We start from the raw sequence: 6,531 nt of genomic DNA on the forward strand, positions 1-6,531 counted from the left end.
GGCTACTCAAGCGGCCGGATCTTTGAAGGGAGGCGTCAGATGACGTCCATCACGAATCATTCGGCATCCACCGGCACCGAGAGTGCCGGGGGAACCGTTCGCGACGAGGCCGGCCACGTGCAGCAGGCTGCGGGGGAGGCCGCCAAGGATGTAGCCGGGGTCGCCAAGGAACAGGTTGTCAGCGTCGCCTCGGACGTGCGGCAGGAGACCGAGCGTTTGCTGGCGGAGGCTCGGGAGCAGGTGGGGCAACAGGCTGGGCAGCAGCGTGATCAGGCGGTGCAGGGAATCCGTTCGCTGGGCGACGAGCTCAGGACGATGGCCGAGCAGGGCTCCGGCATGGGCGCCCAACTGGCGCGGCAAGGAGCGAGCTGGACGGACCGCGCCGCGGGCTACCTGGACGGCAGGGAGCTCACGGATGTCATGGAGGACGTCCGTTCGATGGCGAGGCGGCGGCCGGCGCGGTTCCTGGCCGGGGCTGTTGTGGCCGGCATCGTCGCAGGGCGGTTGTCTCGGGCAATGGCGGCGGGAGCCCCGTCCGCCACGCCGCAGTCGTCCCGGATGTCCTCGACGCCGATGGATCCCGTCGTACCGGTTCAACCGCAGCCAGTGCCGGGGAATGGATCGCTGAGATGACCGAGCCGTACACCGCGGGAGGGAACGACCAGCCGCGTACGGCGTACCACGGTGGATCGATGCCCGCCGGCTCGTCACAGCTGTACGACGAGGCGTCGCTCGGTGAGCTCTTCTCGCGCGTCACCGGAGACGTCGGAACGCTGACCCGTCAGGAGCTTGCGCTGGCGAAGGCCGAGCTGCGCGCGGAGGCCAAGCAGGCCGGCAAAGGCGCCGGGATGCTCGGGGGCGCGGCGTTTGCAGGCTGGATGCTTGGCCTGTTCGTGTCACTGACGGCGATGTGGGCGCTTGGTGAGGCGATGCATCTGGCTTGGGCGGCTCTCATCGTGGCCGCCGTCTGGGGCGTCGTGGCCGTTGTGCTGGGTACATCGGGCCGCACCGCACTGCGCGATGTGAACCCGAAACCGGAGCAGACAGTGGAAACCCTGAAGGAGGACGCGCAATGGCTGAAGACCCGCAGGTCCTGAGACGCGATATCGAAGAGACCCGGCGCCAGATGAGCGAGGATGTGGACGCGCTGGCGGACAAGGTGAGCCCACGGCAGGTGCTTCACCGGCGGAAGGACGCGGCGCGCCACCGGCTGTCCGGCATGAAGCATCGGGTGATGGGCACGACCGACGATGCGAAGCACGCGGCCGAGTCCGCGGCGCACGGCGTCGTCTCCTCGGTACAGGACGTCGGTGCCAGGGCAGGACACGCGGTCGAGGCCGTCCCCGCCGGGGCGAGAGAGCGGACACGCGGTGCGCCACTGGCGGCCGGCATGGTCGCCTTCGCAGCCGGATGGGTGATCGCCGCTGCTCTGCCGCCGACAACGCGAGAGCGTGAGCTGGCCTCGAAGGCGAAGGAGAGCGCCGCGGAACCGGTGAAGGAGCGGGCCGGTGAAATGGCTCAGGAGCTGCAGGAGAATCTCCGCGAGCCGGCACAGCAAGCGGTCGACAATGTGAAGGAGTCGGCCACGCACGCGACGGAGGAAGTCAAGGACGAGAGTCGCTCCGCGGCCGTCGACATGAGAGATCAGGCGCAGGAGTCGGCCGAGTCCGTCCGCCGAAGCACCTGATCCGGACGCCGCGCGCGTTGGTCACAACGCGCGCAGCCCATCCGGATCCCTCTGCGCGGATTCGAACCACAGTGAGGGGTACCGGTGTGGCCGTGAACGACGACCGACTGCTGGAACTGGCCCAACGGCTGGGAAGGACGCTGACTCCCGGCGACCTCGATCACACCTTGAGCAGCATCACGGCGGCTGCGGTCGAAGCACTGCCGGACACCGACTGTGCGAGCATCACGATCCTGCACGCGGACGGCCGGCTGGAGACCGTCGCTCCGACCGACGAGCTGCTGTGGGGTGTAGACGCGGCGCAGTACGAACTACGCGAAGGTCCTTGCTACGAGGCCGCAGCGGACTCGGTTCATGTCACGTCGCCTGATCTGGCTCGAGACGAGCGCTTTCCCCGGTACGCCGCTACGGCGGTAGCCGCCGGGATCCGTGCGCAAGCGGGGATCCGGCTGTTCGACGCTCCGAAGTCCCGCGGCGCTCTCAACCTGTATGCGCGCGAGCCCGGCGTGTTCGGCGATCTCGGCGCACTGGGCGAGCTGTTCCGGCATCAGGCCGCGACAGCGATCGACTACGCCCGGGAAGTCCACCATCTGCAGGAAGCGGTCCGAACCCGTGGCACGATCGGTACGGCGGTCGGCATCGTGATGGAGCGGTATCAGCTGAGCGACGACCGGGCCTTCGCGTTCCTGACCCGCCTGTCCCAGGACGGCAACGTGAAGTTGAGAGTGGTGGCCGAACGCCTCATCGCAACCACTCGCCGCTAGGGATCTCGCTCCTCGCCCTGGGAACCTCAGTCCGACTTGGGTTCGGCCATCTTTCGATGGGCGGCTGCCTTGAGGGTGTCCGGCAGGACCTTGGCGGCCAGTTCCTGGACCTTGGTCATCAGGGACTCGGCAACGACTCGGTCCTTGCCCGCCATCAGTGCTTCGAAGCCCTGCCTGGCGACCTCGGCCGGATCGTCCTTGCTGGACTGTCCGACCCGGGTGTCGTCCATGCCGGCGCGATGGAAGATGTTGGTCTCGGTCGGTCCCGGCATCAGGGCGGTGACGGTGACCGCGGAGTGCCGGAGCTCGTCCTGCAGCGCTTCGGCGAAGGACTGCAGGAAGGACTTGGTGGCGTTGTAGACGGCGTGGTACGAGCCCGGCATCGTGGCCGCGATCGAGGACGTGATCAGCAGCCGGCCGGCGTCGCGAGCCACCATGTCGCGCACCAACGACTTGGCCAGGATGACGGTCGACTTCACGTTGAGGTCGATCATGCGGACCTCGGTGGCCAGGTCGGTGTCGATGAACTGGCCGCCCGCGCCGATACCCGCGTTGAGCGCCGCCGCCGCGATCGGTCGCCGACCGAGGGCGGTGGCGAGCCGTTGCACGCCCTCGGGCGTGGCCAGGTCGGCTTGGACGGCTTCGACCTGAACGGTCTGGGCTCCGGCGGTTCGCAGTTGCGGCGCCACGGTCTGGATCGCATCGTCTTCCGCGGCGATGACGAGGTCGAAGCCGTGCTGAGCGAACTGCCGGGCGAGCTCGAGCCCGATCCCGCTGGAAGCGCCGGTGACCACCGCAAGCTGTGTCATCGACCTCAGGTACCCACCCCTTTCCGTTCGTACCTCTCAGACCTCCGCGGGGCGTCAGCTCGGGTGCTCGAGGGAGTGGTGGGCAGTCCGGCCTGGAGGAGTGGCTGGATGGCGGTGAGCCGCCGGTGTACTTCGGCTTCGGTAGCATGCCGATCCCGAATCCGCAGCAGTTGCTGGACGACATCACGGTGATCGCGCGGCAGCTCGGCGTACGCGCGCTGATCGGCGCCGGGCGGACCGAGTACGGCGCGGCTCCTGGCGAGCTGTCGGATCAGGTGTTCCTCGCGACCTCCGAGCTGAACCACGACCTCGTGCTGCCGCGTTGTGCCGCTGCGGTTCATCACGGTGGGTCGGGGACCACGGCCGCGGTCGCCCGCGCAGGCATCCCGTCGGTCGTCGTCAGCGTGTTCCTCGATCAGCCCTTCTGGGGCTGGCGGTTGAGCCAGCTCGGGCTCGGGGTCGATCTTCCGTTCCGCCGGCTGAGCCGCACCCGTCTGGCCCAAGCCCTCACGCAGGCTCTCGACTCCACGTACACCACCAGAGCCAGCGCGTACGGCGCGGTCCTCCGTGCCGAGAACGGCCCCGAACAGGCAGCCGACGTCATCGAACGGTGGGCACCCGATGATCAGTGATCGCCGGGGAGGATGCCGGGTGGGCCGAGGACGACATCGCCGAGTTCGGTGGTGACCGCCATGAACAGGTCGAGATCGAACTCGGTGTCCGGCGTCGCCAGGCGGGCCGGGGTGCCGCTGCGGGCGATCAGTTCGGCGAAGCCGGCCGGGGTCGAGATGTGGAGCGCGTGACAGCCGGCCGGTCCGCTGCGGACGGCGTGTGGGACGTTCATCCCGATCCGGAAGTAGTCGCCCGACCGGAGGTCGACGTACTCGTCACCCGCCCACACGCTCAGGCCGCCCGACACCACCCAGAACCGTTCCTCGTAGCGCGTGTGCAGGTGCAGCGGGGTCATCTCGTCGGCCGGCTGCCAGGTGTCGCTGAGGTCATGTCGTCCGCCGGTCTCCTCGCCGGTTGTGAGGATGGTTGCCCTGAGCCCCTGGCCGAGGACGTAGCTGCGCTCACCGATGTCGGTCATCCCGGATCTGCCTTTCGCCGCGGTCTGTCCCGCGACGATAGGCAGCCCGGCGAACGTCGTGAAACGACCGCGGCCCGATCCGGCACCCATGGTCAACAGCTGTGCGCTGATGACCCATCCAGGATCAGGACAGGGTGATCAGGCGGGAGCCGTGGGATGGGACGGCCTTGGCGGTCCAGGATTTGTTGAACTTGCCGAGGTCGCGGTGGTTGACCAGGTCGCGGACCTTCTTGGTGCCGTGTACGCCGAGTTGCTGCCAGGCGACCGTGATGTCCGCGGGCTGGTCTCCGAGGTTGTAGACCGCGACCGCGAGGCGGCCGTCGGGCAGGCGCTTCTTCCAGACCTGCAGCGTTCCGCCGGCGACCTGGGCCGGGATCACGCCGGCTTGGTCGACGGCGATCACTTCGCGGTTGGTGAGGATCGACACGGCCTTGTCGTCGATGTTGGAGACGTCGCCGCCGACGTACAGGGGTGAGGAGGCCATCGACCAGAACGTCATCACGCTCTGCCGTTCGGTGTCGGTGATGCCGTCCTGGATTCCGCGGCCGGTGTTGTTGTTGATCGGCATCGAGTCGAGGTCCGGCCAGTAGTTCGGCTCGACCACGTCGAGCCACTTCGGCAGGTCTTCCCAGCGGTTGTCGACCGAGCTCGTCCAGGTCGACACGGTGTCGCAGTAACACTCGACGTCGGTGTCGACGCGGACGCTGTTCGCCCACGGGCGTAGGCCCTCGCCCGCTTCGCGCGGCACCGGCCAGGCGCTCGCGGTCAGCCACATCTTGCGGCCGCTCTGGTCGATCGCCTTCGACCAGGCCTCGATGTCGGGGATGTTGTCGGTGGTGACCCCGTCGACCTTGACGAAGTCGACGCCCCAGGACGCGAACCGGTCCGCGATCGAGTCGAAGTACGCCTGCGCGCACGGCTTGGTGAAGTCGATCTTCCAGTCGCCGCCCCACATGTTGGTCGGCGTCAGCGGCATCACGGTGATGTCCTGGGTCGTGCAGTCGGTGCCGAGGATCGGCGCGTTCTTGTCGTAGATCGCCTTCTGCAGGCCGGCGCCGCCGTACAGACCGAGCTTGAGTCCCTTGCCGTGGACGTACCGGGCCAGGCCGGCGATGCCGTTCGGGAAGCGCTCCGGGTCGGCCTCGGGGATGCCGTTGGCATCGGTGCGGAACTGCCACTCCCAGTTGGCGTTCCAGCCCGCGTCGAGGTTCACGTTGGTGTACCCGGCCCGCTTCAGGTTCGCGGCCATGGAGTCGGCGGTGGCCTTGATGTGTTCCTCGGTGAGCCACTTCGTGCCGTACTCGGGGTGGGTGGAGGACTGGACGCTCCAGCTGCTCCACCCCATGAACGGCTTGACGCTGAAGTCACTCTTGGCCTGCGCCGGGGCGCTGGTCGACACCATCGTCGCGGTCAGCACGAGTGGTACGGCGGTCATCAGCGCAAGCGCACGGCGGACGAGACGAACGGTGAACATGGCGGGCACCTTTCGTGGCGGGGCGTGCCCGGTACCGTACGGCGGGTTAATTAACCCTGTCAAGAATTAGGCCCGGCTGGTTGAGTTGCTGTAGGCAACTTTGCGGCCCCGGCGCCCCTTCAGTCCGGTGTCACTGCCGGGGTCAGGAACTCGACGGCACGGTCCGCCCACCCGGCGCGCGGCGACCCGAATCTGAGCACCTCCGCGAGGTAGGCGCCGACCAGCAGGCCGAGAACCGTGTCGGGGTCGATGGTGTCGCGAAGCCGGCCCGTTGCGATGTCGAGGTTCATCAGGTCGGCGAGTGCGCTCATCCGCGTCGCCAGGCGCGCGCGTACAGCGGCGGTGAACACCGCATCGCTGTCGGCCAGGACGGCGGCCGTGCCACCCGGCCCGAGCCGGTTCTCCAGGATGTCGCTGATCCGGTCCAGGACCCAGCGCAGCTTCTCGGCGACCGGCAGGTCGGGCGCCAGGGGAGCCGGGTCGATCAGGTGCTCGAGGACCGCAGTCATCAACTCGTCCCGGCTGCGGTAGCGGCGGTAGATCGTCGTACGGGCGACGCCGGATCGTGCCGCCGCGGCATCGATGTTGACCGCGGCCGGACCCTTCTCCCGCAGCAGCTCCAGGGCCGCGTCGATGATGCGCTGGTCGGTCTTGTCGGCCGTCAGAGGCGAGGAGCCGTCCGCCGCTGAGCTGGTCGCGATCGAGCA

9 protein-coding genes are annotated in these 6,531 nt (G+C 68.3%); 5 read left to right on the forward strand and 4 right to left on the reverse strand.

The genetic code is table 11. From position 1 onward, the window contains the following. The first annotated feature begins 39 nt into the window (after positions 1 to 39). The 4 genes from ACWCOV_RS37245 to ACWCOV_RS37260 all read left to right on the forward strand — a co-directional run bounded on the left by ACWCOV_RS37245 (position 40) and on the right by ACWCOV_RS37260 (position 2,451). Positions 40 to 633, forward strand: coding sequence for a hypothetical protein (locus tag ACWCOV_RS37245; RefSeq protein ID WP_449834078.1), 594 nt, complete (start codon positions 40 to 42; stop codon positions 631 to 633). Then, positions 630 to 1,097: a phage holin family protein gene (locus ACWCOV_RS37250; protein ID WP_449834079.1), complete on the forward strand. Its 468-nt coding sequence runs from the start codon at positions 630 to 632 to the stop codon at positions 1,095 to 1,097. The genes ACWCOV_RS37245 and ACWCOV_RS37250 overlap by 4 nt, the downstream gene beginning before the upstream one ends. Then, a complete protein-coding gene (locus ACWCOV_RS37255; RefSeq protein WP_449834080.1) occupies positions 1,073 to 1,687 on the forward strand; it encodes a DUF3618 domain-containing protein in 615 nt (204 codons plus the stop codon). Before ACWCOV_RS37250 ends, ACWCOV_RS37255 begins: the two co-directional genes overlap by 25 nt. A gap of 92 nt (positions 1,688 to 1,779) precedes the next feature. Next, complete coding sequence (locus tag ACWCOV_RS37260; RefSeq protein WP_449834081.1) at positions 1,780 to 2,451, forward strand: ANTAR domain-containing protein; 672 nt, start codon at positions 1,780 to 1,782, stop codon at positions 2,449 to 2,451. A 26-nt stretch (positions 2,452 to 2,477) separates the two neighbouring features. Here the strand turns inward: ACWCOV_RS37260 and ACWCOV_RS37265 are convergent, their stop codons facing one another. After that, positions 2,478 to 3,260 carry an SDR family NAD(P)-dependent oxidoreductase gene (locus tag ACWCOV_RS37265; protein WP_449834082.1) on the reverse strand — a complete coding sequence of 261 codons (783 nt, stop codon included), beginning with the start codon at positions 3,258 to 3,260 and terminating at the stop codon, positions 2,478 to 2,480. Positions 3,261 to 3,406: 146 nt separating this feature from the next. On the opposite strand from ACWCOV_RS37265, the gene ACWCOV_RS37270 reads away from it, so the two are divergent. Next, a complete protein-coding gene (locus tag ACWCOV_RS37270; RefSeq protein WP_449834083.1) occupies positions 3,407 to 3,892 on the forward strand; it encodes a glycosyltransferase in 486 nt (161 codons plus the stop codon). On the opposite strand, the gene ACWCOV_RS37275 is transcribed toward ACWCOV_RS37270, so the two are convergent. The 3 genes from ACWCOV_RS37275 to ACWCOV_RS37285 form a co-directional block, all read right to left on the reverse strand. Further along, positions 3,886 to 4,350, reverse strand: a complete 465-nt coding sequence (locus ACWCOV_RS37275; protein WP_449834084.1) for a cupin domain-containing protein — start codon at positions 4,348 to 4,350, stop codon at positions 3,886 to 3,888. The genes ACWCOV_RS37270 and ACWCOV_RS37275 overlap by 7 nt on opposite strands. Before the next feature lie 124 nt (positions 4,351 to 4,474). Further along, entirely contained in the window at positions 4,475 to 5,824 is a 1,350-nt protein-coding gene (locus tag ACWCOV_RS37280; RefSeq protein WP_449834085.1) for a glycoside hydrolase family 27 protein, read from the reverse strand. A gap of 119 nt (positions 5,825 to 5,943) precedes the next feature. Then, on the reverse strand, positions 5,944 to 6,531 hold a 588-nt coding region (locus ACWCOV_RS37285), incomplete at its 5' end, for a TetR/AcrR family transcriptional regulator (protein WP_449834086.1).

This window comes from Kribbella sp. NPDC002412 (assembly GCF_053592935.1).

What these genes read in the sequence shown, in the direction of transcription:
- ACWCOV_RS37245 (WP_449834078.1), top strand. Translation starts at nt 40, where the DNA reads ATGACGTCCATCACGAATCATTCGGCATCCACCGGCACCGAGAGTGCC.
- ACWCOV_RS37250 (WP_449834079.1), top strand. Translation starts at nt 630, where the DNA reads ATGACCGAGCCGTACACCGCGGGAGGGAACGACCAGCCGCGTACGGCG.
- ACWCOV_RS37255 (WP_449834080.1), top strand. Translation starts at nt 1,073, where the DNA reads ATGGCTGAAGACCCGCAGGTCCTGAGACGCGATATCGAAGAGACCCGG.
- ACWCOV_RS37265 (WP_449834082.1), bottom strand. Translation starts at nt 3,260, where the DNA reads ATGACACAGCTTGCGGTGGTCACCGGCGCTTCCAGCGGGATCGGGCTC.
- ACWCOV_RS37270 (WP_449834083.1), top strand. Translation starts at nt 3,407, where the DNA reads ATGCCGATCCCGAATCCGCAGCAGTTGCTGGACGACATCACGGTGATC.
- ACWCOV_RS37275 (WP_449834084.1), bottom strand. Translation starts at nt 4,350, where the DNA reads ATGACCGACATCGGTGAGCGCAGCTACGTCCTCGGCCAGGGGCTCAGG.
- ACWCOV_RS37280 (WP_449834085.1), bottom strand. Translation starts at nt 5,824, where the DNA reads ATGTTCACCGTTCGTCTCGTCCGCCGTGCGCTTGCGCTGATGACCGCC.